Source organism: Nocardioides allogilvus, from assembly GCF_003047285.1.
Classification (GTDB): domain Bacteria; phylum Actinomycetota; class Actinomycetes; order Propionibacteriales; family Nocardioidaceae; genus Nocardioides; species Nocardioides allogilvus.
The window spans coordinates 12,582-35,825 of sequence record NZ_PZYX01000013.1 but is presented as its reverse complement, the minus strand read 5'-3'; the positions used below and the strand labels follow the sequence as shown (position 1 = coordinate 35,825).

The following is a 23,244-nucleotide window of genomic DNA, read 5'->3' as shown; positions in this document are numbered from 1 at the left end:
AAGGCCGCCCACCATGGGCATTCATGACTGACACCTCACCAGCACCGACACACACCGTTGTCGTGCCCAACAGCATCGACATGGTCAACGTGCTCGGTCCCGGCGATGCGCACCTGCGGATCGTCGAGCGGGCCTTCGGTGCGAGCGTCCACGTCCGGGGCAACCGGATCACGCTGAGCGGGCCGCCCGCCGAGATCGCGCTGGCCGAGCGGTTGCTCGACGAGATCGTCACCATCATCCGCACCGGCCAGGGCATCAGCGAGGACGTCGTCGAGCGCATCGTCACGATGATGAAGGCCGAGACGAAGGAGCGCCCGGCCGAGGTGCTCTCGCTCAACATCCTCAGCAACCGTGGCCGCACGATCCGGCCCAAGACGGTCAACCAGAAGCACTACGTCGACTCGATCGACAAGCACACGATCACCTTCGGCATCGGCCCGGCCGGCACCGGCAAGACCTACCTCGCGATGGCGAAGGCGGTGCAGGCCCTGCACGCGAAGGAGGTCACGCGGATCATCCTGACCCGTCCGGCCGTGGAGGCCGGCGAGCGGCTGGGCTACCTCCCCGGCACGCTGAGCGAGAAGATCGACCCCTACCTGCGCCCGCTCTACGACGCGCTGCACGACATGGTCGACCCCGAGTCGATCCCCAAGCTGCTGGCCGCCGGCACCATCGAGGTCGCACCGCTGGCCTTCATGCGCGGCCGCTCGCTCAACGACTCGTTCATCATCCTCGACGAGGCCCAGAACACCTCGCCCGAGCAGATGAAGATGTTCCTCACGCGACTCGGCTTCGGCTCCAAGATCGTGGTCACCGGTGACGTGACCCAGGTCGACCTGCCCAGCGGGGTCAAGTCCGGCCTCCGCGTGATCGAGGGCATCCTCGACGGCATCGACGACATCTCCTTCAACCGCCTCACCGCCAGCGACGTCGTCCGCCACAAGCTGGTGGGCAGGATCGTCGCGGCCTACGACGAGTTCGACGCCTCCGCTCCGCACGCCGAGCCCGGCCGACCCCGGGGGACCCGTTCATGAGTGTCGAGATCCTCAACGAGTCCGGCACCGACATCGACGTACGCCGCCTCTCGACCCTGTCCCGGTTCGTCATGGACAAGATGCGGGTCCACCCGCAGGCCGAGCTGTGCATCAAGGCCGTCGACGAGGACACCATCGCGCTGCTCAACGAGCAGTGGATGGACAAGTCCGGTCCCACCGACGTGCTGGCCTTCCCGATGGACGAGCTGCGTCCCGGCAAGGTGACCGAGGAGCCGGAGGAGGGCGTGCTCGGCGACCTCGTGCTCTGCCCGGCCATCGCCGAGCGCCAGGGAGTCGAGGCCGGTCACGGCCGAGACGCCGAGATCGAGCTGCTCACCGTCCACGGCATCTTGCACCTCCTCGGCTACGACCACGCCGAGCCGGAGGAGCACCGCGAGATGTTCGGGCTGCAGGACCGGTTGCTGGAGGAGTGGCGAGCCCCCGCCGCTGACCCGGCCCAGTGAGCGGCGATCTGTGGCTGCTCCTCGTAGCAGCCTTGCTCGTCCTCCTGGCCGGACTCTTCTCCGCCGCCGATGCCGCTCTCGCGGGGTTCTCGCACGCCCGTGCCGAGGAGCTCGAGGACGAGGGCCGGCCCGGTTCGCGCCGGCTGGTGCGGATCCTCGACGACCCGGCTCGCTACCTCAACACCGCGCTGCTCATCCGGTTGCTGTGCGAGACGGCCGCGATCGTGCTGGTGGCGCTGTGGATCCACGACCTCTACGACGGTGACTTCTGGCCGGCCTACCTCACGGCCGTGGGCTCGATGCTGCTGGTCTCCTTCGTCGCGATCGGGGTCGCCCCGCGCACCCTGGGACGCCAGCACGACGCGTCGGTGGCGCTGTTCGCGGCAGCCCCGCTCTACTTCGTCACCTCGATCCTGGGTCCGCTCCCGCAGCTGCTCATCCTCGTCGGCAACGCCCTCACCCCGGGCCGCGGCTTCCGCGAGGGACCGTTCTCCACGGAGACCGAGCTGCGCGAGCTCGTCGACCTCGCCGAGGCGTCCGCCGTGATCGAGTCGGGCGAGCGCAAGATGATCCACTCGGTGTTCGAGCTCGGTGACACCACGACCCGCGAGGTGATGGTCCCGCGCACCGACGTCGTCTACATCGAGCGCCACAAGAACCTCCGCCAGACGATGTCGCTGTTCTTGCGCAGCGGCTTCTCCCGGGTGCCCGTCATCGACGACAACCTCGACAAGGTCGTCGGCATCGCCTACCTCAAGGACCTCGTCCGCCGCGACTTCGAGCAGCCGGACGTCGAGTTCACCCAGCGCGTCGACGAGGTCATGCGGCCGGTGCACTGGGTGCCCGAGTCGAAGCCCGTCGACGCGTTGCTCACCGAGCTCCAGGCCCGGCGCCAGCACATCGCGGTCGTCATCGACGAATACGGCGGCACTGCCGGCATCGTGACCATCGAGGACGTCCTGGAGGAGATCGTCGGCGAGATCACCGACGAGTACGACGAGGAGGAGATCGAGGTCGAGTACGTCGACGACTCGACGTACCGCGTCTCCTCACGCTTCCCCGTGGACGACCTGGACGAGGTCGTCGGCATCGAGGTGCACGACGAGGAGGTCGACAGCGTCGGCGGGCTTATGGCCAAGCACCTCGGCCGGGTGCCGATCCCCGGATCGGTGGTCGAGTGCCACGGGCTCCGGTTCGAGGCCGAGCGCCTCACCGGTCGACGCAACAAGATCGGCACCGTGCTGGTGAGCGTGGTGGTCGAGGACGACGATGACGACGAGCAGGAGAACGACGATGACTGACCTCAGCGCCGAGGACCAGAAGCTGGTGACGCTCGCGCGCGCCACCCGCGCCCGCACCAACGCCGCCGAGGGGGCCGCCGTCCGCGACCTCGACGGCCGGACCTATGCCGCGGCGACCGTCGCGCTGCCGTCGCTGGCCCTGGCTGCGCTCGACGTGTGCGTGGCAATGGCGATCGCGTCCGGTTCGCGCGGGCTCGAGGCGGCCGTCGTGCTCACCTCCGCCGAGGAGGTGCCCGGGCTGGCCGCTGCGACGGAGTTCGCCGGGGCCGGGGTGCCGGTCCACGTCGGCGACGTCCGCGGAACCATCGGCTCGACCCTCTCCACCTGAGGCAGCCGACGCGCTAGCGTGGAGGAGTGCGCACCGCGGTCGGGTGGGAGACACATCGGGAGGGTGTCGCGCGGCTCCGTCAGTCCTGGGCCGCACTGCCCGGTGATGCTCCCGTGCGGCTGGCCAAGCCCACGTCCAACCTGTTCCGCGGGCGCGCTCCCCGGGGCGCCGGCCTCGACGTCTCTGGCCTGGACGGGGTCATCGCCGTCGAGCGTGCGGACGGCCGCAGCGTCGCCGAGGTGCAGGGCATGTGCACCTACGAGCACCTCGTCGAGGTCACGCTCGCGCACGGCCTGATCCCGCTCGTGGTGCCGCAGCTGCGGACGATCACCCTCGGTGGTGCGGTGAGCGGGCTCGGCATCGAGTCGACCAGCTTCCGCAACGGACTGCCGCACGAGTCGGTGCTCGAGATGGACGTCCTCACCGGCGCGGGGGAGGTCGTCACCACCCGGCCTTGCCCGGGAGACGAGCACCGTGACCTGTTCGACGCCTTCCCCAACTCCTACGGCTCGCTGGGCTATGCGACACGGCTGCGGATCGAGCTCGAGCGGGTCTCGCCGTACGCCGCTCTGCGGCACGTGCGCCTCGACGATCCCGAGGGCCTGCCCCAGGCCATCTCGCGGATCGTCGCGACGGGCGAGTGGGAGGGCGAGCGCGTCGACGGCCTCGACGGTGTCGTCTTCGCGCCCGACGAGGCCTACCTGACGCTGGCGCGCTGGACCGACGAGCCCGGGCCGACCAGCGACTACACCGGCCAGCAGGTCTACTACCGCTCGATCCAGCAGCGCTCGACCGACCGGCTGAGCATGCTCGACCACGTGTGGCGCTGGGACACCGACTGGTTCTGGTGCTCGCGCGCCTTCGGGGCACAGCACCCGGTCGTACGCCGCCTGTGGCCCCGTCGCCTCCGCCGATCCGACGTCTACATGTCGCTGGTCGCCCTCGATCGCCGGTGGGGGATCGGCGACCGCCTCGACCGGCGCGCCGGCCGCCCGCGCAGCGAGCGGGTCGTCCAGGACGTCGAGGTCCCGGTCGAGCGGCTGCCGGAGTTCCTGGCCTGGTTCGACGCCGAGATCGGGATGCGGCCGGTGTGGTTGTGCCCCCTGCGCCTGCGCCGCACGAGCCCGGCCCAGCCGTGGCCCTCCTATCCGCTACGGGCCGGCACCACCTACGTCAACGTCGGGTTCTGGGGCAACGTCCCGGTCGGGCAGGAGGCGCCGACCTCCCCGCGCAACCGGGCGATCGAGACGAAGGTGCACGAGCTCGGCGGCCACAAGTCGCTCTACTCCGAGGCGTTCTACGACCGGGACACGTTCGACGCGCTCTATGCCGGCGCCAACCTCGCGGCCGTGAAGAAGAGGTACGACCCCGACGACCGGCTGACCGGTCTCTACGAGAAGGTGGTGGAGCGGAGATGAGCACGACCATCGCGGACGCCTTCGCGACCTTGATGCGCGGCGGGATGCCGGTGCGCTTCACGGCCTACGACGGCAGTGAGACCGGCCCCGCAGGCGCGGCGATCGGCCTGCACCTGCACAACGAGCGCGGCCTGGCCTACCTCCTGACGGCGCCCGGCGACCTCGGCATGGCACGCGCCTACGTCATGGGCGACCTCGACCTGTCCGGCGTCCACCCGGGTGATCCCTACGACGCGCTCCTGCTGCTCAAGGACAACGTGCGGTTCCGGATGCCGCCGCCGGCCGAGGCCTTGGCGCTGGTGCGCGACCTCGGCCTGGGCCGGCTTCGGCCCCCGCCTCCTCCGCCGCAGGAGCACCTGCCGCGCTGGCGCCGCGCGGTCGAGGGGGTGCGGCACTCGATGGCCCGCGACGCCGAGGTGATCGCCCACCACTACGACGTCTCCAACCGCTTCTACGAGCTCGTGCTCGGTCCGTCCATGGCCTACACCTGCGCGGTCTTCGAGGAGCCGGACGCCACCCTCGAGGAGGCGCAGGCGGCCAAGTTCGACCTCATCTGCCGCAAGCTGGCCCTCGAGCCGGGGCAGTGGCTGCTCGACGTCGGGTGCGGCTGGGGCGGGATGGTGCGCCACGCCGCCCGGGAGCACGGCGTCCGGTCGCTCGGCGTCACGCTGTCCCTGCAGCAGGCCGAGTGGGCGAAGGCGGCGATCGATCGTGAGGGCCTCGGCGACCTCGCCGAGGTGCGCCACCTCGACTACCGCGACGTGGTCGAGGACGGCTTCGACGCGGTCAGCTCGATCGGGCTGACCGAGCACATCGGGGTGCGCAACCACGCCGCCTACTTCGCCCACCTGCGCGACCGGCTCAAGCCCGGTGGCCGGCTGCTCAACCACTGCATCACCCGACCGCACAACCGCAGGCAGGAGACCGGGGCGTTCATCGACCGCTACGTCTTCCCCGACGGGGAGCTGATCGGGTCGGGCAGCGTCATCCGCGCGGCGCAGGACGCCGGGCTCGAGGTGCAGCACACGGAGAACCTGCGCCAGCACTACGCGCTCACGCTCGCCCAGTGGTGCCACAACCTCGAGGTCGGCTGGGACGAGTGCGTCGCCGAGGTGGGCGAGAGCACCGCCCGGGTCTGGGGGCTCTACATGGCCGGGTCCCGGATCGGCTTCGAGCGCGGCGAGATCGAGCTGCACCACGTGCTCGCGACGCGTGCGGAGGAGACCGGGCCGGCAGCCTTCCCGCTGCGCCCGGACTGGACGCCGTAACCTTGCCCGGTGAGCACCCGAGCAAGGCAGTTCCAGGCGCAGGTCGTGCGACGGGAGCAGCTCTCGTCGCACTTCGTGCGCCTCGTCCTCGGCGGTCCCGGACTCGCGGAGTTCGCCTCGACCGGCATCCCCGACGAGTGGGTCGCGCTCGTCATCCCCGGCCAGTTCCAGATGCGCTACTACACCGTGCGTGCGTGGGACGGGGCCGAGCTCACGCTCGACATCGTCGTCCACGAGCACGGCCTGGTCACCGAGTGGGCCTCGACGGACTGCGTCGGCGACGTGGTCACGGTGAGCGAGCCGAAGGGCTCCTTCGCGATGCCCGCCGACGCCTCGTGGCTGCTGCTCGTCGGCGACCTCACCGCCCTGCCCGCGGTCGCGCGGATCATGGAGACGGTGTCGGTCCCGGTCACGGCGTGGGTCGAGACGCCCGACGAGCCGATCCGTGCGTACGTCGACGGGGACGTCAGCTGGTCCACGCCGCCCGACGGCCTGGAGACCGCGACGTCGGACATCGTCACCGCCATCGACTGGCCGGAGGGGTCCGGCTACTTCTGGATGGCGGGGGAGTCGGCCCAGATGCGGGCGATCCGCAAGCACCTCATGCGGGAGCGACAGCTGCCGTCGGCGGCGTACGACGTCATGGGCTACTGGCGCGGCGGTGGCCAGAAGCGGCAGCCCCGCGCGGTCGATCCGGGACCCATCTGGCGCGCCGGCAAGGCGGCAGGGAAGAGTGACGAGCAGATCTGGGCCGACTACGACGCAGCACGAGAGAAGACCGAATGAGCAACGAGCACGACAGTGAGCGGGACAAGGACTTCGACGTCAGCGGGATCGAGCCCGCGGGCCCGATCTACGGCACCCGTCCCGAGGGCTTCCGCAGCGGCTTCGCCAGCTTCGTCGGCCGGCCCAATGCGGGGAAGTCCACGCTCACCAACGCGCTCGTCGGCTCCAAGGTCGTCATCACGTCCTCCAAGCCGCAGACGACCCGCACGGTCGTGCGCGGCATCGTGCACCGACCGGACGGCCAGCTGATCCTGGTCGACACCCCCGGCCTGCACCGTCCGCGCACCCTGCTCGGCGAGCGGCTCAACGACCTGGTGAAGACGACGTGGGCCGAGGTCGACGTGGTCGCGGTGTGCTTCCCGGCCAACGAGAAGATCGGTCCCGGAGACCGGTTCATCGTCAAGGAGCTCGGCAAGGTCCGCCGTACGATCAAGATCGCGGTCGCGACCAAGACCGACCTCGTCACCCCCGAGCAGCTCGGCGAGCACCTCCTCGACATCGCCACGCTCGGCACCGAGACCGACACCGAGTGGGCCGAGATCGTCCCGGTCTCGGCCGTCTCGGGCGACCAGGTCAGCCTGCTGGCCGACCTGCTCCTCGCGCTCCTGCCCGAGGGACCGCCGCTCTACCCCGACGGCGACCTGACCGATGCGCCCGAGGCCGTCCTCGTCGCCGAGCTGATCCGCGAGGCCGCGCTCGAGGGCGTCCGCGACGAGCTGCCCCACTCGATCGCCGTCCTGGTCGACGAGATGGGCCTGCGTGAGGGCCGCGACGACGACAAGCCGCTGCTCGACATCTACGCCAACCTCTACGTCGAGCGCGACTCGCAGAAGGGGATCATGATCGGCCACAAGGGCGCCCGCCTGCGCGAGGTCGGCACCGCCGCCCGCAAGCAGATCGAGGCGCTCCTCGGCACCCCGGTCTACCTCGACCTGCAGGTCAAGATCGCCAAGGACTGGCAGCGCGACCCGCGTCAGCTGCGCAAGCTCGGCTTCTGAGTGTCTTCTGATGCGCGGGTGCTGGATCGTCTGAGCAGCTCGATCCGGAGCGGCGAGCCCTCGCGCAGCGATCCCCACTCGCCGGTGGCGACGAAACCACAGCTCTCGTAGAGGGCGCGCGCGGCGTCGTTGCCCTCGGTGACGTGCAGCTCGACGGTGCTGATGCCGTGGGCCCGCGCCCAGTCCAGCAGCCAGGAGACCAGGGAGCGGGCGTGACCGCGACCGCGGGCCTCGGGGGCGGTCCACATGCCCCACACCATCATCACGTCCGGCTGCTCGGGCGACAGGTAGCCGCCGCCCATCGCGACGAGCCCGCCGGCGGTGCGTACGGCGATGGTCGGGCCTTGCAGCGACAGGGGTTCGCGCCACAGCTCGTCGGGTCGCTGCTCGGCGTCCACGAGCATGACCGAGAAGGCGTCCGGGGCGTCGGCGAGCGCCCGCAACCGGATGGCGCGGCACTCCTGCCAGTCCTCGGGTCCGAGCTCGACGATGCTCATGCCGGGCTCACGCGGGTGCCCAGCAGATGCCGTGGTGCTGGCCGGCGTCCCACTGGGCGCGGGACGGGCGCTCCTCGGACCAGGTGAAGTCGAGCGGGTCGTCGGCGCGCGAGCGGGCGGCGGCGCGACAGGCCGACTCCATCTGCGTGCTGGCCTCGACGGCGGACGGATAGGACTTCCCGGTGAGGGCCACCGTCGCGACGGCCACCCACGAGTGCTTCGCCGAGCAGGTGACCCGCCGGTGCGACGCAGCGTCCGGCGTCGCCGTACCGCACATCGCGAAGCGGGAGGACGACCCCACGAGACCCGCTGAGGACCGGGGCAGCGGAGCGAGCCGGCCATCGCTCGCGAGGGCGACGACGTCGCAGCGGAACCAGTCCGCGCCCGCGGCCGCCTCCTCGACGGACGGTGTGAACCAGACCGCCTGGACCATGCTCAGGCGCAGGTCCTCCGGCGAGCCGCCGACGTGGGCACCCAGCAGCGAGGTGCACGAGGTCGCCACGGCGTCCTGGACCGACGGGGAGTCGACCGCCAGCAGGTGGCCGTCGGAGAGGAGAGAGAGCCTGCCGACCTTGTAGGTCTGCGACGTGTGCGGCTTCCTGCACGAGACGTCGGTGCCGCCGACGACGGGCGCGACGGCCTGCCGGTAGCTCAGGCGGTGGCAGCCGTTGCGGACCGGACGCGGGGGCAAGGAGGTCGCGGTGGTTGACGGCTCGGACGAGGACGCCGAGGGGGACGGGGAGGACGACGGGACGGGCGGTGCGGGATCGGTGCAGCCCGCCAGCACGATCGCCAGGAGCAGCACGGCGATGGGTCTCATGTCGTCGTCCAGGCCCAGCAGATCGAGCGCCGGTTGCCGGTCTTCCACTCGGCCTCGTGGAACCACGTGTAGGCGAACTTGTACTGCAAGGGGTAGCCGAGCCAGGCGCTCACCGAGTCGTCGCAGTAGTCGCGCGACGTGACCTCGACGAGCCGGTCACCGGGATAGGGGTCGCCCTCGGCGCCGACCTTGATCGTGGTCACCGCGCGCCACGTGTGGTCCTCGCTGCAGGGGATCCGGGGTGCGCCGGGCACGGCCTCGCCGTCGACGCACGACATCCACTGGTCGTCCGGCACGCCGGAGGACATCAGCCCCTCGGCCGTCTCGGGCAGCGTGACGAACTCGGTCGCCTCCTCCGTGCCGCCGACGAGGTCGCAGCGGTACCAGCGCGCGCCGTTGTCCCACGCCTCCTCGGACGGGCGGAACCATGCCCACGACAAGAGCGTGCGCATCGCCAGGCTCTCGTCGGCGCCCAGGAAGTTCATGAACGCCCGCGTGCAGGTCTGATAGGCGAAGGCACCGATGTCGGGATCGTCGTACGCCGCGTCGTCGAGCTCGGAGGGCAGCGGCCCGACGGCATAGGTCTCGGCCGTGTGGTCCTCCGCGCAGTCGACGGTGGGGGCGGAGTTGGCCGACGCGGCGACGTCATCGGGAGCCAACAGGCGGCAGGCGCCGAGCTCGGGAGCCGCCACCGAGGTCGCGTCCTCCGCGCCCGTGTCCTGGGAGCACGCAGTGGCGAGCAGCAGCAGGGTGAGGAGGGGAACCGTCAGCAGGCGCTCGGCCATGTGTCTCCCCGTCTCGTCACTCGCTCAGCAGCGCCGCGATCGTACCCCCGAGCTCGTAGCCGGACGCGCGTTCCTCGTCGCCGACGTCGCCGAGGACCTCCAGCACGGAGGCCGACTGCTGCCAGCCGAGGGCCTGCACGATCGACTGGACCGACCGCACGGCGCCGGTCGTGTCGTAGCGCCCGTGCACCCACAGCCCGTAGGGCTTGCGGCCGCCGGTCGCTGACCCCGCGGACCCGTCGTCGGCCAGCGCGCCGCCGGCCTGGAGGAAGATCGTGTCGAAGAAGTGCTTGAGCGCGCCGGACATGTAGCCGAAGTTGGCGGTCGTGCCGAGCAGGTAGCCGTCGGCGGCGAGCACGTCGTCCGCGCTGGCCGCGAGCGCCTCGCGCACCACGACCTCGACACCCTCGATCGCCTCGTCGCCGGCGCCCGCGACCACGGCCTCGGTCAGCGCGCTCACCGTCGGGGTGGGGGAGTGGTGGACGATCAGGAGTCGGGCCATGCCGTCAGCCTAGAAGAGAACAGGCCACTCGGGGCGGGCACAGGAGTAGCGTCGGATGCCGTGACGTTCGACGTGGCAGGCGAGGCATACGACCGGTTCATGGGGCGCTACTCGCGACCGCTGGCCGGTGCGCTGACCGACTGGCTCGACGTGCGGGCCGGGGAGCGTGCCCTCGACGTCGGCTGCGGCCCCGGCGCCTGGACCGAGCACCTCGTGCAGCGTCTCGGGGCCGGCCGGGTCTCGGCCGTCGATCCGTCGCCCTCCTTCGTGGACGCGTGCCGGGAGCGGTTCCCCGTCGTCGACGTGCGCCAGGGCAGCGCCGAGTCCTTGCCGTACGGCGATGCGTCGTTCGACCTCGCAGGCGCCTGTCTCGTCGTGCACTTCATGGCGGACCCCGCGGCAGGCATCGCCGAGATGGCCCGGGTCACCCGTCCGGGCTGCTGGGTCGGCGCGACGGTGTGGGACCTCGCCGGCGAGCGCGCCCCGATGGCGCCCGTGTGGTCCGCGCTCGCAGCGGTCGGCCCCGCGCAGGCGGCTCCGTCGGGCGAGCGGTCGCTGCCGGGCGGGGCTGCCGGCCAGCTCGAGGAGCTCTTCGTCGGGGCCGGACTGCACGACGTCGAGGGCACCGAGCTCGCGGTCACCGTCACCCACCCGGACTTCGAGGAGTGGTGGGAGCCCTACCTCCACGGCGTCGGTCCGATCGGCGAGGCGGTCGCGGCCCTCGACGAGGCGGGCGTGCAGCGGTTGCGCGAGCACTGCCGGGCCCAGCTCGGCGACGGTCCGTTCGAGATCACCGCCGTCGCGTTCGCGGTGCGAGGACGGGTCGCGTCTCACGATGCCGGGACAACTTTTCGTCGTGAACCCGACGGGGCTAGGCTGTCCTCATCATGACGCGCAGCCTCCTTCTTCGCTGCCGCAGCGGGGCCTGACCAGCCGGACCCCTCGCTGCGGAGAGTGTGTGCGCGCCGGCACCACCCACACCAGTTCGAGGACACCGTCATGATCTCCAGCAGCCCAGCACACGACCGCAACCCGCAGCAGTCGAGTGGCATGCCCCACCAGCGCTACGAGCCGTTCATCCCGGTCGACCTGACCGACCGCACCTGGCCGACCAAGCGGATGAGCCAGGCCCCGCGCTGGTGCGCGGTCGACCTCCGCGACGGCAACCAGGCGCTCATCGACCCGATGAGCCCCGCCCGCAAGAAGAAGATGTTCGAGCTCCTCGTGAAGATGGGCTACAAGGAGATCGAGGTCGGGTTCCCGGCGGCGAGCCAGACCGACTTCGACTTCGTGCGGATGCTGATCGAGGAGGACCTGATCCCCGATGACGTCGTCATCCAGGTCCTCACCCAGGCGCGCGAGGAGCTGATCGAGCGCACCTACGAGTCCCTGCGCGGCGCCAAGCAGGCCATCGTGCACCTCTACAACTCGACGTCCACCCTCCAGCGGCGCGTGGTGTTCGGTCTCGACGAGGAGGGCATCCTCGACATCGCCGTACGCGGCGCGGAGATCTGCAAGAAGTACGAAGAGCTGCTGCCGGACACCGAGATCTACTACGAGTACTCGCCCGAGTCCTACACCGGCACCGAGCTGGAGTACGCCGTCCGCGTCTGCAACGCCGTCATCGACGTGTGGAAGCCGACGGCCGACAAGCCGGTCATCATCAACCTGCCCGCGACCGTCGAGATGGCGACGCCCAACGTCTATGCCGACTCCATCGAGTGGATGGGGCGCCACCTGCGCAGCCGCGAGTTCGTCCTCCTCTCGCTGCACCCCCACAACGATCGCGGTACGGCGGTGGCGGCGGCCGAGCTCGGCTACCTCGCCGGCGCCGACCGGATCGAGGGTTGCCTGTTCGGCAACGGCGAGCGCACCGGCAACGTGTGCCTGGTGACGCTCGGCCTCAACCTGTTCACCCAGGGCATCGACCCGCAGATCGACTTCAGCGACATCGACGAGATCCGCCGCACGGTCGAGTACTGCAACCAGCTGCCGGTCGCCGAGCGCCACCCCTACGGCGGCGACCTCGTCTACACCGCGTTCTCCGGCTCCCACCAGGACGCGATCAAGAAGGGCTTCGAGGCACTCGAGCGCGACGCCGCGCGCGCGGGCGTGCCGGTCGACGAGCAGCCGTGGGCCGTGCCCTACCTGCCGATCGACCCCAAGGACGTCGGCCGGTCCTACGAAGCGGTGATCCGCGTCAACAGCCAGTCCGGCAAGGGCGGCGTGGCCTACATCCTCAAGAACGACCACAAGCTCGACCTGCCGCGACGCGCGCAGATCGAGTTCTCGCGGGTCATCCAGGCCCACACGGACTCCGAGGGCGGCGAGGTCAGCCCGGAGCAGATCTGGGAGACGTTCTCGACCGAGTACCTCGAGCGCGAGGCCCCGCTCAAGCTCGACTCCGTGCACACCTCCAGCGCCGAGGGGGAGAAGGACCAGCTCAAGGTCAACGTCTACGTCGACGGCCAGCTGCATGCCCTGTCCGGAGAGGGCAACGGCCCGCTGTCGGCCTTCGTCACCGCGATCAACGCGGTGCAGCGCGCCAACCACGACTCCTTCGACGTGCGGGTGCTCGACTACCACGAGCACGCACTCAGCGCCGGTGGCGACGCGATCGCCGCGGCCTACGTCGAGTGCGCGGTCGGCGACCACGTCCTGTGGGGGGTCGGGCTCGACGCCAACATCGTGACCGCGAGCCTCAAGGCCGTGATCAGCGCGGTCAACCGCGCCAACCGCTAGGTGGACGTCCCGCGGAACCGCGGAGATTTCACCTAGATTCGGGCCATGTTGGTCTCCGAGCGCATTGGGCAGTTCTTCCTGAGTCACCCCGACAGCGGTCGGGACCGACTGGAGTACACGGAGTACGGCTCCGGCGACCACTGGGTGGTGCTGCTGCACGGGCAGCTGATGCCGCGCCGGATGCACCAGCCGCTGGCGCGTGCGCTCGCGGGCCACGGCCTGCACGTGGTGACCCTCGACCTGCTCGGCCACGGCCGCTCGGACCGCCCGGCGGACCCGCTGGTCTACTCGATGACGGCCTTCGCCGAGCAGGTCGTCGCGCTGCTCGACCACCTCGGCGTCGACCGGGCAGTCGTCGGCGGCACCAGCCTGGGGGCCAACGTGTCCCTCGAGGTCGCGGTGCTCGCACCGGGGCGGGTCAAGGGGCTGCTGCTCGAGATGCCCGTCCTCGACAATGGCCTCGAGGCAGGGCTGATGACCTTCGGCCCGCTGCTGTTCACCGCCAGGTTCCTGCCGCTGACGGTCTCGGCGCTGCGCTGGGTGACCCGGCCGATCCCGCGCGGGATCGTGCCGTTCTGGGCCGGCATCGTCCTCGACACCTGCAACCAGCGCGCGGAGCCGATGGCGGCCACCGTCCACGGCATCTTCTTCGGCCGGATCGCACCCTCGTCGCGACAGCGCCGCGCGATCACCGTCCCGGCGCTGGTCATCGGCCACCCGGCCGACCCGATCCACCCCGCCGCGGACGCCGCCATGGTGGCCGAGGAGATGCCCAACGCGACCTTCGTGAGCGCCCGCTCCATCCTGGAGTGGCGCGCCCGGCCCGAGCGACTCACCGCCCTCGCGGTCGACTTCGCGACGTCCTGCTGGGAGACCCCGAAGCGCTCGCGCCGCCGCGCCACCTGAGGTCACGGCCCGCAGATCCCGGCGCCGGCCCGGCGATGGGGGAGAATGGCTCCGTGCCTCTCTATCGCGACGAGGCGATCGTGCTGCGCACCCACAAGCTGGGCGAGGCCGACCGCATCATCACCCTCCTGACCCGTCAGCACGGGCGGGTGCGCGCCGTTGCCAAGGGAGTGCGCCGCACGACCTCGCGCTGGGGCTCGCGGCTCGAGCCGTTCATGCACGTCGACCTCCAGCTCGCCGAGGGCCGCAACCTCGACACGATCACCCAGGCCGAGACGATCGACCCGTTCCACGCGCGGCTCGGCCTCGACTACGAGCGCTACACCGCCGGCACCGCGATGCTCGAGACCGCCGAGCGGCTGGTGACCGAGGAGAAGCAGCCCTCGGTCCAGCACTTCCTCCTGCTCGTCGGCGGGCTGCGCGCGATGGCCGCCGAGGAGCACGCCGCCAACCAGGTCCTCGACTCCTACCTCCTCCGCTCGCTCGCCGTCTCCGGCTATGCGCCGTCCTTCGACCACTGCACGAGCTGTGGCGTCGAGGGTCCCCATCGCTACTTCAACCCGTCGGCCGGCGGCGTGCTCTGCACGACGTGCAAGATCCCCGGCTCCGCCTCGCCCGCCCACGAGACGATCCGCGTCCTCTCCGCGCTGCTCACCGGCGACTGGGCGTGCGTCGGTGCCACAGACCCCCGCCACCTGCGCGAGGCGAGCTCGCTGGTCGCCGCGTACCTCGCCTGGCACCTCGAGCGCGGACTGCGTTCGATGGCGTACGTCGAGCGCTGAGCGAGCACGCTCGTTAGTCTTCGCCCGTGAACCGATCCGTCCGCCGGCCGACCCCGCACCCCAGCGGCGCGCGACCACCCGCCGTACCCGCCGATCTCGTGCCGAGGCACGTCGCGATCGTGATGGACGGCAACGGCCGGTGGGCCAAGGACCGTGGCCTGCCGCGCACCGCCGGTCACGAGCAGGGTGAGAGCTCGCTCTTCGACGTCGTCGAGGGCGCGATCGAGATCGGCGTGAAGGCGATCTCGGCCTATGCGTTCTCGACCGAGAACTGGTCGCGCTCGCCCGACGAGGTGCGCTTCCTGATGGGATTCAACCGCGACGTGATCCGCCGGCGCCGCGACGAGATGCACGAGCTCGGGGTGCGGGTGCGCTGGGCCGGGCGCGCGCCGCGGCTGTGGAAGTCGGTGATCAAGGAGCTCAAGGTCGCCGAGGAGCTGACCAAGGACAACGACGTCTGCACGTTGACGATGTGCGTCAACTACGGCGGCCGCTCCGAGCTGGTCGACGCCGTGCGCGGTGTCGCCCGCGAGGTCGCCGCCGGGAAGATCAAGCCCGACAAGATCGACGAGCGCGCGATCGCCCGCCACCTCTACGTCCCCGAGCTGGCCGATGCCGACCTGATCTGGCGGACGTCGGGGGAGCAGCGGCTCTCCAACTTCATGCTCTGGCAGGCGGCCTACAGCGAGTTCGTCTTCACCGACGTCCTCTGGCCCGACGTCGACCGTCGCGACCTGTGGCGCGCGATCGAGATCTACGCCGGCCGCGACCGGCGGTACGGCGGAGCAGCGCCCAACTTCTAGGCCCGCCGGCAGGCGGCGCAGGTCCCGAAGATCTCCAAGGTGTGCGCGACGTCGGAGTAGCCGTGCTCGGCGGCGATCGTGCGGGTCCAGCGCTCGACGGCCGGCCCCTCGACCTCGATGGTGGCACCGCACTCGCGGCACACCAGGTGATGGTGGTGGGTCTCCGAGCAGCGGCGGTAGATCGCCTCGCCGTCCTCGGTGCGGAGCATGTCGACCTCGCCGGCCTCGACCAGCGCGTTCAGCGTGCGGTAGACCGTGGCCAGGCCGACCGGGGTCGTTCCCCTGCCGAGCAGGTCGTGGATGTCCTGCGCGGAGCGGAAGTCGTCGAAGGACGTCATCGCCTCGACCACGGCGGTCCGCTGCCGCGTCGGTCGCATGGTCGGGCGATCCGTGCGCTCAGTGCTCGTCATAGTGCTCTCCGTGGGGCGCGTGCCGGTGGCCGTCGTGGACGTAGTCGACATGGTCGCCGTGCTGCACGGCCGGGTGCCCGCAGTCGTCCCCGTGCACGTGGGCGTGGCCGTCCTCGATGACGTGGTGGTCGTGCCCGTCGTCCGGTACGGCGGGGAAGGGTGCCCGGACCCGGCGGCGGTGCCGCAACCAGACGCCGATCGGCCAGGTCGAGGCGAACATGGCCAGCGCCAGCAGCACGATCGTCGGCCCCGGCGCCACGGTGATGCCGACCGGGAACGACGCGGCGATGAGCAGGCCGCCCACCGCGGCCAGGCCGCCGACGCCCATCGCGCCGGCCAGCGTCGACCGGAACGACCCGGCCAGCTGCTGGGACGTGGCGACCGGCACGACCATCAGGGCGGAGACGAGGAGCAGGCCGACGGTGCGCATCGCGACGGTGACCGTGACGGCTGCGAGCACAGCGACCAGGAGGTTGTAGCCGCGCACGCGCAGCCCGGCGACCTGGGCGAACTCGGGGTCGGAGGCGACGGCGAACAGCTGCGGGAGCAGCCCGAGCGTGATGGCCACGATGCAGACGCCGAGCCCGATGGTGAACCAGACGTCCGCGTCGGACAGGCTCGTGATCGAGCCGAAGAGGTAGGAGTGCAGCTTGTTGGCGCCCTGACCGGCCAGCCCGGTGATGAGCACGCCGCCGGCGAGACCGCCGTAGAACAGCAGGGCCAGCGCCACGTCACCGTTGGTGTGCCCGAGCTCGCGGATGACCTCGATCGCCACCGCACCGAGGATGGCCACGACGACCGCGGTCCAGGTCGGAGAGGTGCCGGTGAGCAGCCCGAGCGCCACGCCGGTGACCGCGACGTGGCCGATGCCGTCGCCGAGCAGCGCCAGCCGCCGCTGCACCAGGAAGGTGCCGATGGCCGGTGCGGCCAGGCCGGTGAAGAGCGCCGCGAGCAGCGCGCGCTGCATGAAGTCGTGGCCGAGCAGGTCGAGGAGGTTCATCGGCCGCCCTCCAAGGTGTCGAAGGGCGAGCCCACGTGCGGCACGTGGTCGTGGCGGCCCGGAGCCGGGTGGTGGTGCCCGTGCACGGCCTGCTCGGAGAGGGGAGGTCCGTCGTAGGCGATCCGGCCGTCGCGCATGACGACCGAGCGGTCGACCAGCGACGCCATCGGGCCGAGCTCGTGGGCGACCAGCACCACCGTCGCGCCGCGCTCGGAGAGCGTGCGCAGGGCAGCGGCGAGCGCGTGCTGGTTGGGGAGGTCGACGCCCGCGGTCGGCTCGTCGAGGAAGAACAGGTCGGGCTGGCCCGCGAGGGCCCGGGCGATCAGCACCCGCTGCTGCTGCCCGCCGGACAGCGTGGAGACGCCGTCGTGAGCCCGATGGGCCAGACCGACGACCTCGAGGGCGTCGTCGATCGCCGTACGGTCGGCGCGGCTCGGCAGGCGCAGCAGGCGCCGCCGGGTCAGCCGACCCGAGGCGACGACCTCGCGCACGCTCGCCGGGACACCGCCGGCGGCGGTCGCGCGCTGGGGGACGAAGCCGATGCGGCTGCGGTCGCGGAAGTCCTCCAAGGGCGTGCCGAAGAGGTGGACCGACCCCTGGGTCAGCGGACGCAGCCCGGTCAGGGCCCGCACCAGGGTGGACTTGCCCGAGCCGTTGGCACCCATCAGGGCCACGAACTCACCCTCGCGCACGGTCAGGTCGTTGCCGCGCAGCACCGGCCGGCCACCGATGGTGACCGTCACCGCCTGCGCCTCCACGACCGGTGCGCCGAGGGCGTTCAACATCCGTTGGCCACCTTGAGGGCCGTCAGGTTCTGCTCCATGAGAGCAACGTAGTCGCTGCCTGCACCGTCGTCGCCGGGTCCCTCGAGGGGGTCGAGCACCGCGGTCTCGACCCCGGCGTCGCCGGCCAGCGACTCGGCCATCGCGGGGGAGGCGAGGCGCTCGGAAAAGACCGTGGTGATGCCTTCGCGGGCGATGAGGTCCTGGAGGTGGGCGAGCACGGCCGGGGCGGGCTCGGCGTCGGGGGTCAGCCCGGCGATGCCCTCGAAGTGCAGTCCGTAGCGCTCGAGGTAGCCGAACGCGTCGTGGCTGACGACGACGTGGTCGCGCTCGCAGGACGCCAGGCCCTCGGCGTACGTCGCGTCGAGCTCCTCGAGGTCAGCGCGCAGCGCCTCGGCGTTGGCCGTGTAGTCGCCGGCGCCGTCGGGATCGGACTCGGTCAGCGCCTCGGCGACTGCGTCGGCGAGGTCGGCCATCCGCAGCGGGTCCAGCCAGAAGTGCGGGTCGGAGTCGCCGTGCTCGGCGTGCTCGGCGTCGGTCTCCTCCTCGTGCTCGTGACCCTCCTCGGCCGGCAGCAGGTCGATCACCTGCTCGGCGTCGACCACGGTGGCGTCGCCGACGTTGTCGACGGCCTCGTCCACGGCGGGCTGGAAGCCGTGCTGGAAGACCACGACGTCGGCCTCGTCGAGGGCGAGCGTCTGGGAGATCCCCAGGGCGAGGTCGTGCGGCTCGGCGCCGGGGGAGGTCAGGCCGGTGACCTGCCACGTCTCGCCGGCCACCTGCTCGGTGACCCACTGCAGCGGATAGAACGCAGCCACCGCCCGGTGGTCGTCGCTGCCCGCCTCGGTGCCCCCGGCACAGCCGGTGAGCAGCAGCGGAGCGAGGGTGAGGGCGACGAGGGCGCGAGAACCGGTCAACATGAGAATGATTCTCGCTTTGCTGAGAATCGTTGTCAAAATGGGTGGCAGTACCCTTCGACCGTGCTCGTCGTCTCCCGCTTCCGTGTCCCCGCAGCCGAGGTCGACGCGTTCCGCCGCGACATGGAGGTCGCGCACGCCGCGCTGGCCGCGCGGCCCGGCTACGTCCGCGGCACCCTGGGGCGCAATGTCGACGACCCCGACCTGTGGGTGCTCTCGACACGATGGGAGCACGTCGGCGCCTATCGGCGCGCGCTGTCGGCCTACGACGTCAAGATGCACGCCGTACCCCTCCTGAGCAGGGCGCTCGACGAACCGAGCGCCTACGAAGTCGTCGAGCCAGGCACCGACCTCAATGTCGCCTCGCCCCGCGCACTAGGCTGAGTGCTCGCTCATCTCCTGACTGGCAGCCAGCCAGCCGACCCCAAGGATTCACTGTGGCCAAGCCTGCTCCCACCGCCCTCGACAACGTCGTCTCGCTCGCGAAGCGTCGCGGCTTCGTCTACCCCTGCGGCGAGATCTACGGCGGCACCAAGTCGGCGTGGGACTACGGCCCGCTCGGGGTCGAGCTGAAGGAGAACATCAAGCGGCAGTGGTGGAAGTTCATGGTCACCCGTCGCGACGACGTGGTCGGCCTCGACTCCAGCGTCATCCTGCCGACGAAGACGTGGGAGGCCTCGGGCCACCTGAAGACGTTCAGCGACCCGCTCACCGAGTGCCAGTCGTGCCACAAGCGCTTCCGCGAGGACCACCTGCAGGAGGACTACGCGACGAAGAAGGGCATCGAGGACCCCGACACCGTCAACATCAACGAGCTCGTCGCCTGCCCCAACTGCGGCACCCGTGGCGCGTGGACCGAGCCGCGCAACTTCAACATGATGCTCAAGACCTACCTCGGCGTCATCGAGGACGAGTCGGGCCTGCACTACCTGCGCCCCGAGACCGCCCAGGGCATCTTCCTCAACTTCGCCAACGTGGTGACCACGAGCCGCAGCAAGCCGCCGTTCGGCATCGCCCAGATGGGCAAGTCGTTCCGCAACGAGATCACCCCCGGCAACTTCATCTTCCGCACCCGCGAGTTCGAGCAGATGGAGATGGAGTTCTTCGTCAAGCCCGGCGAGGACGAGGACTGGCACCAGCACTGGATCGACCAGCGGACGCAGTGGTACGTCGACCTGGGCATCAACCCCGACAACATCCGCCACTTCGAGCACCCGGCGGAGAAGCTCTCGCACTACTCCAAGCGCACCGTCGACATCGAATACCGCTTCGGCTTCTCCGGGCGTGACTTCGAGGAGCTCGAGGGCATCGCCAACCGCACCGACTTCGACCTCAAGCAGCACAGCGAGTTCTCCGGCAAGGACCTCTCCTACTTCGACCAGGCCAGCAACGAGCGCTACATCCCCTACGTCATCGAGCCGGCGGCCGGTCTCACGCGCAGCCTGATGGCGTTCCTGATCGACGCCTACACCGAGGACGAGGCCCCCAACACCAAGGGCGGCGTCGACAAGCGCGTCGTGCTCAAGCTCGACCCGCGCCTCGCGCCGGTCAAGGTCGCGGTGCTGCCGCTGAGCCGCAACGCCGACCTGTCGCCCAAGGCGAAGGCCCTGTCGACCGAGCTGCGCCAGAACTGGAACGTCGAGTTCGACGACTCCGGGGCCATCGGTCGCCGCTACCGCCGCCAGGACGAGATCGGCACGCCGTTCTGCGTGACCGTCGACTTCGAGAGCATCGACGACAACGCCGTCACCGTCCGAGAGCGCGACACGATGAGCCAGGAGCGGGTGAGCCTCGACGGCATCAGCCGCTACTTCGCCGAGAAGCTGCTGGGCTGCTGATCCTCTCGGGCACAATGACGCCATGATGCGTCGTGCGCTCCTGCCCCTCGCGCTGGCGTGCGCGCTCAGCTCGCTCACCTCGTGCGCCTCGCGGTCAGCGGAGCCCGACGCGGTGGTCCCGACGACCGCGTCGCCGACCCCCACGGTGCCGGCGGAGCCGACCCGGCTGGCGTTCGGCTACGTGCAGCCCGTCGAGTGGGCCCCGACAACCAGCCTGGCGGGCGCGCTGACGATCAGCGTCGACCGCGTCCGCGAGGGTTACTTCAGCGACTTCGCCGGTCTCGGCGGGTCCGGGATCACCGAGGCCAACCAGCCGTTCTACGTCGATGCGGTCATCTCCAACGAGGGAGAGGTCGACTTCGGCGGGCTCGACGCGCCCCTCTACCTCCAGGACTCCAACGGCGTCCTGAGCCCGCCCTGGGGGTTCGCCCGGGCATTCGGGCCGTGCGACTCGGGGCCGCTGCCGGTGCCGTTCGGGCCGGGCAGCGAGGTGGAGCTCTGCCTCGTCTTCTTCGGCTCGCCGGGGGCGACGTTCGAGTCCGTGACCTTCCAGCCGTCGACGGAGGTGGCGCCGATCACCTGGTCGGGTGACCTCACGGTCGACAAGCCCGTCAGGAAGAAGGGCAAGAGGGGGCAGGAGCCGGCGCGGAAGCGCCGCTGAATCGTGGTGCGCCGCGGTGACCGGTGAGAATGGGTGCATGTCCCGCTCCACCCCGTTGACCCTCGGGTCGTTGACCATCGAGACCCCGGTCGTGCTCGCGCCGATGGCCGGCATCACCAACGCGGCCTACCGCCGCCTGTGTGCCGAGCAGGGCGCAGGGCTCTACGTCTGCGAGATGATCACCTCGCGCGGTCTGGTCGAGGGCGACGAGACCACGAAGAAGATGCTCGTCTTCGACGAGCTCGAGTCCGTCCGGAGCGTCCAGCTGTACGGCACCGACCCGGTCTACGTCGGCAAGGCGGTCGAGATCCTGTGCGGTGACTACGGCGTCGCCCACGTCGACCTCAACTTCGGCTGCCCGGTCCCCAAGGTCACCCGCAAGGGCGGCGGGGGAGCGCTGCCGTGGAAGCGCGGCCTGCTGGCGGACATCCTCACCGCTGCGGTCGGCGCCGCAGCGGCGTACGACGTGCCCGTGACGATGAAGACCCGCAAGGGACTCGACGAGGACCACCTCACCTTCCTCGACGCCGGGCGGATCGCGCAGGAGACCGGTGCGGCGGCGATCGCCCTGCACGGTCGGACCGTCGAGCAGGCCTACTCCGGCAGCGCCGACTGGGACGCGATCGGACAGCTGGTCGAGTCCGTCGACATCCCGGTCCTGGGCAACGGCGACATCTGGGAGGCGGCCGACGCGCTGCGGATGGTCGAGGAGACCGGGGTGGCCGGCGTCGTGGTCGGACGCGGCTGCCTCGGGCGGCCCTGGCTGTTCCGCGACCTCGCGGCCGCGTTCAACGGCGAGGCCGTGTCCACCCTGCCCAACCTCGGCGAGGTGGCCCGCATGATGCACCGCCACGCCGAGCTGCTGAGCGAGCACATGGGGGAGGAGCGCGGCTGCAAGGAGTTCCGCAAGCACGTCACGTGGTACCTCAAGGGCTTCCCGGCCGGGGGCGAGCTGCGCCGCTCGCTGGCGCTGATCGACTCGCTGGCCACCTTGGAGGTCCTGCTCACCGAGCTGGACGCGAGCGCACCGTTCCCGACCGGCGAGCTCGGCACCCCGCGTGGTCGCCAGGGGGCTCCGCGCAAGCGCGTCGTGCTGCCGGAGGGGTGGCTCGACGACACCGACGGACGCGACCTGCACGTGCGTGAGGACGCCAACGAGGTCACCGGCGGGTGAGCGGAAACACCTCCACAACACCCGCCGGGAAATGGGACAGGGCCACGAACCTGTGCTTGACTCGTCAATCGTGTCTCGTGCTCGCCTTCCCCGCTTGAGCGCCTGACGCAGCCCCTGCACACGATCAGCAAAGGACCAACGCTGTGGCTCAGCATCGCCACAAGCGGGAAACCAATGCCCGCCGCCCCAAGGCCATCCAGGTCGCAGGACCCATCGCCATCATGGCGACGGTGTCCGCCGTCAGCCTCGGTGTCCTGACCGCGACCCCGCAGAACGACAACCTCCTGGCCACCCCCAGCAGTGCCGGCGCCGGAGACATCAGCGCCGCCGCAGGCTCCCTGTCCAACGCCGTCACCCGGGACGACATCGTCTCCCGCTCCGAGTCCCGCCTGCTCGCACGCAAGATCGCCAAGCGCGAGGCCAAGCAGGAGCAGAAGGCGACGCTCCGTGCGATCGAGCGCGCGGACACGAAGCTGTGGACCACCACCGAGCTCAACCTGTGGTCCGGCCCGGAGAAGCAGGCCGACAAGCTCGGCGTCCTCGACGGCATCGAGAAGGTGCTCCTCACCGGCCGCAAGGACAACGATCGTGTCGAGGTCGTCATCGACGGCAAGTCGCGCTGGGTCAGCGCCGGCTACCTCACGGACGAGAAGCCCGAGACCGGTCCGTCGCTCGGCGGCGCCTGCACCAACGGCTCCGTCATCGACGCGGGCCGCGCGTCCCTCTACGAGATCCACGACGCGGTGTGCGCCAACTGGCCCGAGATCACGTCCTACGGCACCTGGCGCAACGACGGCGAGCACGGCGAGGGCCGCGCCATCGACATCATGATCAGTGGCGACACCGGGTGGGAGATCGCGGAGTTCCTGCGTGCCAACTACTCCGCCCTGGGCATCGAATACATCATCTACTCCCAGAAGATGTGGTCCGTGGAGCGCAGTGGCGAGGGCTGGCGCTACATGTCCGACCGTGGCTCCACCACCGCCAACCACTACGACCACGTGCACGTCACGGTCTACTGACCTGAC

General features: G+C 70.6%; 26 protein-coding genes. 18 read left to right on the top strand and 8 right to left on the bottom strand.

Features of this window, described 5'->3' with window-relative positions:
* Positions 1-23: 23 nt before the first annotated feature.
* From C9J87_RS16555 to era, 8 genes are read left to right on the top strand one after another with little or no spacing between them, the layout of a single operon-like run.
* Positions 24-1,034: a PhoH family protein gene (locus C9J87_RS16555; RefSeq protein ID WP_010832548.1), complete on the top strand. Its 1,011-nt coding sequence runs from the start codon at positions 24-26 to the stop codon at positions 1,032-1,034.
* Positions 1,031-1,498 carry an rRNA maturation RNase YbeY gene (gene ybeY, locus C9J87_RS16550; RefSeq protein WP_010832549.1) on the top strand — a complete coding sequence of 156 codons (468 nt, stop codon included), beginning with the start codon at positions 1,031-1,033 and terminating at the stop codon, positions 1,496-1,498. Before C9J87_RS16555 ends, ybeY begins: the two co-directional genes overlap by 4 nt.
* Complete coding sequence (locus C9J87_RS16545; protein ID WP_107706082.1) at positions 1,495-2,799, top strand: hemolysin family protein; 1,305 nt, start codon at positions 1,495-1,497, stop codon at positions 2,797-2,799. Before ybeY ends, C9J87_RS16545 begins: the two co-directional genes overlap by 4 nt.
* Positions 2,792-3,127: a hypothetical protein gene (locus C9J87_RS16540; RefSeq protein WP_010832551.1), complete on the top strand. Its 336-nt coding sequence runs from the start codon at positions 2,792-2,794 to the stop codon at positions 3,125-3,127. The genes C9J87_RS16545 and C9J87_RS16540 overlap by 8 nt, the downstream gene beginning before the upstream one ends.
* Before the next feature lie 26 nt (positions 3,128-3,153).
* Positions 3,154-4,545, top strand: a complete 1,392-nt coding sequence (locus C9J87_RS16535; RefSeq protein WP_107706081.1) for an FAD-binding oxidoreductase — start codon at positions 3,154-3,156, stop codon at positions 4,543-4,545.
* Complete coding sequence (locus C9J87_RS16530) at positions 4,542-5,813, top strand: class I SAM-dependent methyltransferase (RefSeq protein ID WP_107706080.1); 1,272 nt, start codon at positions 4,542-4,544, stop codon at positions 5,811-5,813. The genes C9J87_RS16535 and C9J87_RS16530 overlap by 4 nt, the downstream gene beginning before the upstream one ends.
* 9 nt (positions 5,814-5,822) lie before the next feature.
* Positions 5,823-6,599, top strand: a complete 777-nt coding sequence (locus C9J87_RS16525) for a siderophore-interacting protein (protein WP_036490492.1) — start codon at positions 5,823-5,825, stop codon at positions 6,597-6,599.
* On the top strand, positions 6,596-7,597 hold the full coding sequence (gene era, locus C9J87_RS16520) for a GTPase Era (protein WP_010832555.1): 1,002 nt from the start codon (positions 6,596-6,598) through the stop codon (positions 7,595-7,597). The genes C9J87_RS16525 and era overlap by 4 nt, the downstream gene beginning before the upstream one ends.
* On the opposite strand, the gene C9J87_RS16515 is transcribed toward era, so the two are convergent.
* From C9J87_RS16515 to C9J87_RS16500, 4 genes are read right to left on the bottom strand one after another with little or no spacing between them, the layout of a single operon-like run.
* Positions 7,573-8,094: a GNAT family N-acetyltransferase gene (locus tag C9J87_RS16515; protein ID WP_107706079.1), complete on the bottom strand. Its 522-nt coding sequence runs from the start codon at positions 8,092-8,094 to the stop codon at positions 7,573-7,575. The genes era and C9J87_RS16515 overlap by 25 nt on opposite strands.
* A gap of 7 nt (positions 8,095-8,101) precedes the next feature.
* A complete protein-coding gene (locus C9J87_RS16510; RefSeq protein WP_036492530.1) occupies positions 8,102-8,914 on the bottom strand; it encodes a septum formation family protein in 813 nt (270 codons plus the stop codon).
* On the bottom strand, positions 8,911-9,699 hold the full coding sequence (locus C9J87_RS16505; RefSeq protein ID WP_010832558.1) for a septum formation family protein: 789 nt from the start codon (positions 9,697-9,699) through the stop codon (positions 8,911-8,913). Before C9J87_RS16505 ends, C9J87_RS16510 begins: the two co-directional genes overlap by 4 nt.
* Before the next feature lie 16 nt (positions 9,700-9,715).
* Positions 9,716-10,201 carry a flavodoxin family protein gene (locus tag C9J87_RS16500; RefSeq protein ID WP_010832559.1) on the bottom strand — a complete coding sequence of 162 codons (486 nt, stop codon included), beginning with the start codon at positions 10,199-10,201 and terminating at the stop codon, positions 9,716-9,718.
* Positions 10,202-10,261: 60 nt separating this feature from the next.
* On the opposite strand from C9J87_RS16500, the gene C9J87_RS16495 reads away from it, so the two are divergent.
* The 5 genes from C9J87_RS16495 to C9J87_RS16475 all read left to right on the top strand — a co-directional run bounded on the left by C9J87_RS16495 (position 10,262) and on the right by C9J87_RS16475 (position 15,434).
* On the top strand, positions 10,262-11,092 hold the full coding sequence (locus C9J87_RS16495; protein ID WP_010832560.1) for a class I SAM-dependent methyltransferase: 831 nt from the start codon (positions 10,262-10,264) through the stop codon (positions 11,090-11,092).
* A 108-nt stretch (positions 11,093-11,200) separates the two neighbouring features.
* Positions 11,201-12,943 carry a 2-isopropylmalate synthase gene (gene leuA, locus C9J87_RS16490; protein WP_232820088.1) on the top strand — a complete coding sequence of 581 codons (1,743 nt, stop codon included), beginning with the start codon at positions 11,201-11,203 and terminating at the stop codon, positions 12,941-12,943.
* A 45-nt stretch (positions 12,944-12,988) separates the two neighbouring features.
* On the top strand, positions 12,989-13,849 hold the full coding sequence (locus tag C9J87_RS16485; protein ID WP_010832562.1) for an alpha/beta fold hydrolase: 861 nt from the start codon (positions 12,989-12,991) through the stop codon (positions 13,847-13,849).
* A gap of 53 nt (positions 13,850-13,902) precedes the next feature.
* On the top strand, positions 13,903-14,631 hold the full coding sequence (gene recO, locus C9J87_RS16480) for a DNA repair protein RecO (protein ID WP_010832563.1): 729 nt from the start codon (positions 13,903-13,905) through the stop codon (positions 14,629-14,631).
* A gap of 26 nt (positions 14,632-14,657) precedes the next feature.
* On the top strand, positions 14,658-15,434 hold the full coding sequence (locus tag C9J87_RS16475; protein WP_107706078.1) for an isoprenyl transferase: 777 nt from the start codon (positions 14,658-14,660) through the stop codon (positions 15,432-15,434).
* Here C9J87_RS16475 and C9J87_RS16470 read toward each other — a convergent pair.
* From C9J87_RS16470 to C9J87_RS16455, 4 genes are read right to left on the bottom strand one after another with little or no spacing between them, the layout of a single operon-like run.
* Entirely contained in the window at positions 15,431-15,844 is a 414-nt protein-coding gene (locus C9J87_RS16470) for a Fur family transcriptional regulator (RefSeq protein ID WP_051204151.1), read from the bottom strand. The genes C9J87_RS16475 and C9J87_RS16470 overlap by 4 nt on opposite strands.
* Positions 15,831-16,844: a metal ABC transporter permease gene (locus C9J87_RS16465; protein WP_010832566.1), complete on the bottom strand. Its 1,014-nt coding sequence runs from the start codon at positions 16,842-16,844 to the stop codon at positions 15,831-15,833. The genes C9J87_RS16470 and C9J87_RS16465 overlap by 14 nt, the downstream gene beginning before the upstream one ends.
* Complete coding sequence (locus C9J87_RS16460; RefSeq protein WP_010832567.1) at positions 16,841-17,629, bottom strand: metal ABC transporter ATP-binding protein; 789 nt, start codon at positions 17,627-17,629, stop codon at positions 16,841-16,843. The genes C9J87_RS16465 and C9J87_RS16460 overlap by 4 nt, the downstream gene beginning before the upstream one ends.
* Positions 17,623-18,546 (bottom strand): metal ABC transporter substrate-binding protein, encoded by a 924-nt coding sequence (locus tag C9J87_RS16455; RefSeq protein ID WP_010832568.1) that lies wholly within the window; start codon positions 18,544-18,546, stop codon positions 17,623-17,625. The genes C9J87_RS16460 and C9J87_RS16455 overlap by 7 nt, the downstream gene beginning before the upstream one ends.
* Positions 18,547-18,606: 60 nt before the next feature.
* Here C9J87_RS16455 and C9J87_RS16450 point away from each other — a divergent pair, with 60 nt between their 5' ends.
* From C9J87_RS16450 to C9J87_RS16430, 5 genes are all read left to right on the top strand, one after another.
* On the top strand, positions 18,607-18,927 hold the full coding sequence (locus C9J87_RS16450) for an antibiotic biosynthesis monooxygenase family protein (protein ID WP_010832569.1): 321 nt from the start codon (positions 18,607-18,609) through the stop codon (positions 18,925-18,927).
* 53 nt (positions 18,928-18,980) lie between these two features.
* Complete coding sequence (locus C9J87_RS16445) at positions 18,981-20,381, top strand: glycine--tRNA ligase (protein WP_010832570.1); 1,401 nt, start codon at positions 18,981-18,983, stop codon at positions 20,379-20,381.
* A 22-nt stretch (positions 20,382-20,403) separates the two neighbouring features.
* Complete coding sequence (locus C9J87_RS16440) at positions 20,404-21,042, top strand: hypothetical protein (protein ID WP_010832571.1); 639 nt, start codon at positions 20,404-20,406, stop codon at positions 21,040-21,042.
* 37 nt (positions 21,043-21,079) lie between these two features.
* Positions 21,080-22,216, top strand: a complete 1,137-nt coding sequence (dusB, locus tag C9J87_RS16435) for a tRNA dihydrouridine synthase DusB (RefSeq protein ID WP_010832572.1) — start codon at positions 21,080-21,082, stop codon at positions 22,214-22,216.
* A gap of 143 nt (positions 22,217-22,359) precedes the next feature.
* Positions 22,360-23,238, top strand: coding sequence for an SH3 domain-containing protein (locus tag C9J87_RS16430; RefSeq protein WP_010832573.1), 879 nt, complete (start codon positions 22,360-22,362; stop codon positions 23,236-23,238).
* Positions 23,239-23,244 lie beyond the last annotated feature (6 nt).

Bases quoted from the DNA above. Each gene is read 5' to 3' on its own strand.
- C9J87_RS16555 (WP_010832548.1), top strand. From the start codon at position 24: ATGACTGACACCTCACCAGCACCGACACACACCGTTGTCGTGCCCAAC.
- ybeY (WP_010832549.1), top strand. From the start codon at position 1,031: ATGAGTGTCGAGATCCTCAACGAGTCCGGCACCGACATCGACGTACGC.
- C9J87_RS16540 (WP_010832551.1), top strand. From the start codon at position 2,792: ATGACTGACCTCAGCGCCGAGGACCAGAAGCTGGTGACGCTCGCGCGC.
- C9J87_RS16530 (WP_107706080.1), top strand. From the start codon at position 4,542: ATGAGCACGACCATCGCGGACGCCTTCGCGACCTTGATGCGCGGCGGG.
- era (WP_010832555.1), top strand. From the start codon at position 6,596: ATGAGCAACGAGCACGACAGTGAGCGGGACAAGGACTTCGACGTCAGC.
- C9J87_RS16515 (WP_107706079.1), bottom strand. From the start codon at position 8,094: ATGAGCATCGTCGAGCTCGGACCCGAGGACTGGCAGGAGTGCCGCGCC.
- C9J87_RS16510 (WP_036492530.1), bottom strand. From the start codon at position 8,914: ATGAGACCCATCGCCGTGCTGCTCCTGGCGATCGTGCTGGCGGGCTGC.
- C9J87_RS16505 (WP_010832558.1), bottom strand. From the start codon at position 9,699: ATGGCCGAGCGCCTGCTGACGGTTCCCCTCCTCACCCTGCTGCTGCTC.
- C9J87_RS16500 (WP_010832559.1), bottom strand. From the start codon at position 10,201: ATGGCCCGACTCCTGATCGTCCACCACTCCCCCACCCCGACGGTGAGC.
- leuA (WP_232820088.1), top strand. From the start codon at position 11,201: ATGATCTCCAGCAGCCCAGCACACGACCGCAACCCGCAGCAGTCGAGT.
- C9J87_RS16485 (WP_010832562.1), top strand. From the start codon at position 12,989: ATGTTGGTCTCCGAGCGCATTGGGCAGTTCTTCCTGAGTCACCCCGAC.
- C9J87_RS16470 (WP_051204151.1), bottom strand. From the start codon at position 15,844: ATGACGAGCACTGAGCGCACGGATCGCCCGACCATGCGACCGACGCGG.
- C9J87_RS16465 (WP_010832566.1), bottom strand. From the start codon at position 16,844: ATGAACCTCCTCGACCTGCTCGGCCACGACTTCATGCAGCGCGCGCTG.
- C9J87_RS16460 (WP_010832567.1), bottom strand. From the start codon at position 17,629: ATGTTGAACGCCCTCGGCGCACCGGTCGTGGAGGCGCAGGCGGTGACG.
- C9J87_RS16455 (WP_010832568.1), bottom strand. From the start codon at position 18,546: ATGTTGACCGGTTCTCGCGCCCTCGTCGCCCTCACCCTCGCTCCGCTG.
- C9J87_RS16440 (WP_010832571.1), top strand. From the start codon at position 20,404: ATGATGCGTCGTGCGCTCCTGCCCCTCGCGCTGGCGTGCGCGCTCAGC.
- dusB (WP_010832572.1), top strand. From the start codon at position 21,080: ATGTCCCGCTCCACCCCGTTGACCCTCGGGTCGTTGACCATCGAGACC.